At 63.6% G+C, this 4,278-nt stretch carries 2 protein-coding genes and 1 rRNA gene; all 3 read right to left on the minus strand.

The window, feature by feature from the left end:
• Positions 1-432 (minus strand): 16S ribosomal RNA (locus tag ENJ37_04390); the annotation flags it as partial.
• A 315-nt stretch (positions 433-747) separates the two neighbouring features.
• Entirely contained in the window at positions 748-1,836 is a 1,089-nt protein-coding gene (ychF, locus tag ENJ37_04395) for a redox-regulated ATPase YchF (GenBank protein HHL39722.1), read from the minus strand.
• A gap of 113 nt (positions 1,837-1,949) precedes the next feature.
• Entirely contained in the window at positions 1,950-3,971 is a 2,022-nt protein-coding gene (locus ENJ37_04400; GenBank protein ID HHL39723.1) for a sodium-translocating pyrophosphatase, read from the minus strand.
• Between the last annotated feature and the right edge of the window lie 307 nt (positions 3,972-4,278).

Raw genomic sequence — 4,278 nt, forward strand, 5'->3', positions numbered from 1 at the left:
AAGCCTTCTTCCCTCACGCGGCGTCGCTGCGTCAGGCTTTCGCCCATTGCGCAATATTCCTCACTGCTGCCTCCCGTAGGAGTCTGGCCCGTGTTCCAGTGCCAGTGTGGCTGATCGTCCTCTCAGACCAGCTACCCGTCTCGGCCTTGGTGAGCCGTTACCTCACCAACAAGCTGATGGGACGCGGGCTCGTCCCCGAGCGGTAGGTCCCGAAGGATCCCCACCTTTGACCGCAGAACATGAGTCCCGTGGTCTTATCCGGCATTAGCCCGCCTTTCGGCGGGTTATTCCGGTCTCGGGGGTGGATTACCCACGCGTTACTCACCCGTGCGCCGCTTTACTCTCCCGCCGAAGCGGGATTTCTCGCGCGACTTGCATGTGTTAGGCACGCCGCTAGCGTTCGCTCTGAGCCAGGATCAAACTCTCCAGTTAAATCAACTGAAAGGATTCGACTTGGGCTCGCTTGGCTTGCTATTTAGTTTTCAAAGAGCAGGTTTATCTATTTTAAAATTACCACATCGGGCCCAGGCTGTCAAGGAAAATCTTCACTCCCTCTCCAGTTCCCCCGCCCGACCCGCCCGACACGGCGGCTCGCCTTGACGAAAGCGCCGACCCCGCCCCTGGGCGACTCGCCCTCGCGAGGCGCTCTCGTCAAGTGAGCAATTGATTATGCTCCATCTCGCGCTTCATGTCAAGAAGTTTTTTCGCCGCGATCAAGAAACTGGCCGCAGCGGCCGGCGCCGCCGCTCAGACGGCGAAGCGGAAATGAATAATGTCGCCGTCGCGCACCCGGTAGTCCTTGCCCTCCAGCCTCACAAGCCCCCGTTCGCGGCACGCCGCCTCGCCCCCGCAGGCCACGAAGTCGTCGCAGGATATGACCTCGGCCCGGATGAAGCCGCGCTCAAAGTCGCTGTGGATGACCCCGCCCGCCCTGGGAGCCGTGGCCCCGTCCACGACGGTCCAGGCCCTGACCTCCTTGGGGCCCGCCGTGAAGAAGGTTATGAGCCCGAGCATGGCGTATGCCTTGCGGGCAAGCCTCGCAAGGCCCGGCTCCTCCAGCCCCACGTCTGCGAGGAACTCGCCCTTCTCCTCTTCGGGCAGCTCGGCGAGCTCGCCCTCCAGCTTGCCGCAGATGACGACGAAGCCGGCCCCCTCGCGCTCGGCCCTCTCCCTGACGGCCCGGGCGGCCTCGCTGTGGCCGTCCAGGTCCTCTTCGCTCACGTTGGCCACGTAGAGCACGGGCTTGGCCGTGATGAGGTGAAGGTCCCTCACCGCCTCCAGCGGCGCCTCGCCCATACCGCGCACGAGCCGCCCCTCTTCGAGCCTCGCCTTCACGGCCTCGTACACCTCGACGAGCCCTTTCGCCTCCTTGTCGCCCGTCTTTGCGAGCTTGGCCGTGCGCTCCAGCCTCCGGGTCACCGTTTCGAGGTCGGCGAGCATGAGCTCCGTCTCTATGACGTCGATATCGCCCGCCGGATCGACCCTGCCGTCCACGTGGACCACGTTGGGGTCCTCGAAACAGCGCACTATGTGGGCCACCATGTCCACACTTCTTATGTGGCCGAGAAACTGGTTGCCCAGGCCCTCCCCCCTGCTCGCCCCGCGCACCAGGCCCGCGATGTCGACGAACTCCACCGACGTGGGCACCACCTTCTGCGGCCTCACCAGCCCGGCGATGCGCTCGAGCCTCTCGTCGCTCAGCGCGACCATCCCCACGTTGGGGTCTATGGTGCAGAAAGGATAGTTCGAGGCCTCGGCCCCGGCGGCCGTCATGGCGTTGAAGATGGTCGACTTCCCCACGTTGGGAAGCCCTATGATCCCGCAGTTGAAACCCATGGCCTCCTCTGGGCAACTCTCGATTATTACCGGGCTGAACGAAGATCCCCCGGCAGGTCCCGTTGCAACGGGACCTGCCGGGGGATCGATCCTTCTCCTCTTCTCCCTCTCCCTCAGACCAGAAGAGGCGCTATGACGAGCGAGACGATGCTCATGAGCTTTATGAGGATGTTCATGGCCGGTCCCGACGTATCCTTGAAGGGGTCGCCCACCGTGTCTCCCACGACGGCCGCCTTGTGGGCCTCCGAGCCCTTGCCGCCGAAGTGGCCCTTTTCTATGAACTTCTTGGCGTTGTCCCACGCCCCGCCGGCGTTGGCCATGAGCAGCGCAAGGAGCACGCCCGCGACGGTGGCCCCGGCGAGCATGCCGCCCAGGGCCTCGGGACCCAGTATGAAGCCCACGAGCACCGGCGAGGCCACGGCCACCACGCCCGGCGCCACCATCTCGCGCAACGCCGCCGTGGTGCTTATGTCGATGCACTTCTCCACGTCCGGCTTCACCCCCTCCTTGCCTTCGAGAAGGCCCGGTATCTCACGGAACTGGCGGCGTATCTCGTTGACCATCCTGAAGGCCGCCTTGCCCACCGACGTCATGGTGAGGGCCCCTATGAAAAACGGCAGTATGCCGCCCATGAGAAGCCCTATGACCACAAGGGGCTCGGTGACTATGATCTCCAGCGGCCTTCCGAGGGCGGCCCCCACGGCCTGACCGTAGGCGCTGAACATGGCGAGGGCCGTGAGCGCCGCCGACCCTATGGCGAAGCCCTTGCCTATGGCGGCCGTCGTGTTGCCCAGGGCGTCGAGGCTGTCGGTTATCTTCCTCACCTCCGGCCCCAGCCCGCTCATCTCGGAGATGCCGCCCGCGTTGTCGGCTATGGGACCGTAGGCGTCGACGCTCATGATGATGCCCGTGGTGGCGAGCATGCCCACGGCGGCTATGCCTATGCCGTATATGCCGGCGACCCAGTTGGATACGAGTATGGCCAGGCATATGGCCAGCACCGGCAGCGCGCAGCTCTCAAGCCCCACGGCCATGCCGGTTATGATGTTGGTGGCGGCGCCGGTCTGGCTCGACTCGGCTATCCTCTCCACCGGTCCGGCCGCCGTGTAGTGCTCGGTTATGAGGCCGATGGCCACACCGGCGAGACAGCCGATGAGCACGGCCAGGTAGACGCCGATCTTTACACCCATGGCCGGCACCGTTATGAGGGCGAAGAAGAGGAAGAGCCCGGCGGCGATGAAGGTTGCGTAGCGGAGCGCCACGGCCGGATCATAGCTCTCCAGGTACTTCATGGCCCCTATGCCGAGCACCGAGGCCACGAGCCCGACCATGACGAGCGCGATGGGCAGCGCCATGAGCGAGGCGCTGCTGCCGAGGGCGGCCACCTTGCTGCCCGCCACGGCGGTGGCGCCTATGGCGATGGAGGCGACGATGGAGCCCACGTAGGACTCGAAGATGTCGGCGCCGAGCCCGGCCACGTCGCCCACGTTGTCGCCCACGTTGTCGGCTATGACGCCGGGATTTCTCGGGTCGTCCTCCGGTATGCCGGCCTCCACCTTGCCCACGAGATCGGCGCCCACGTCGGCCGTCTTCGTGTAGATGCCGCCGCCGACCCTGGCAAAGAGCGCTATGGTCGAGGCCCCCATGGCGAAGCCGGAGATGACGTGGGCCTGCTCGGGCGTGCCGAAGAGGATTGCGAGGACGCCCACGCCGAGAAGACCGAGGCTCGCCACCGAAAGACCCATGACGGAGCCGCCGAGAAAGGCCACCGAAAGAGCCTTGGCCGCATCGGGCTTGTACATGCTCGCCGCCTCCGTGGTGCGCACGTTGGTGCGGGTGGCGGCCTTCATGCCGGCGAAACCGGCGAGCATGGACGAGGCGGCGCCGAGAATGTAGGCCCCGGCCGTGTAGAGACCGATGAAGAGCGCGAGCAAGAGGGCCACGCCGCCCACGAAGACGGCGAGGATCGTGTACTGACGCTTGAGGTAGACCATGGCCCCCTGGTGAATCATCTCGGCCAGATCCCTCATCCGCTCGTTGCCGTCGGGCTGACTGACGATATACATGTAGATTACACCGGCAAGGGCCAACCCCCCAATGGCCAGGTACGGAGACAAACTGACTATTCCCTCCATATCCACTCCTTTCTACAGCTCTTTTTTCAGAAAACTCTTTTAAGGAAGCCCTGATTAATTACCCTGAGGGAACCTTTTTGAAAAAAGGTTCCCTCAGACTCCCTCCAAAAACTTTTGACGCGAGTTGGTTTCCCCCTGTTTTGCCTGGCAAAACAGGGGGAAACCAACTCGTATTGAAAGTCTTTGAAGGGGGTCTGGGGGAACCTTTCTTCAGAAAGTTTCCCCCAGTGTAATAAATCGGACCTTCCTTAAATCAAGGGGCGTTGAAGTTGTTCATGGCCGTGTCGATCCCTTTTGAAACGATGGC

The sequence above is a fragment of the Deltaproteobacteria bacterium genome (assembly GCA_011375175.1).
GTDB lineage: Bacteria > Desulfobacterota > GWC2-55-46 > GWC2-55-46 > DRME01 > DRME01.

Coding starts and splice junctions, on each gene's coding strand:
- ENJ37_04400 (HHL39723.1), bottom strand. CDS start 3,971: ATGGAGGGAATAGTCAGTTTGTCTCCGTACCTGGCCATTGGGGGGTTG.
- ychF (HHL39722.1), bottom strand. CDS start 1,836: ATGGGTTTCAACTGCGGGATCATAGGGCTTCCCAACGTGGGGAAGTCG.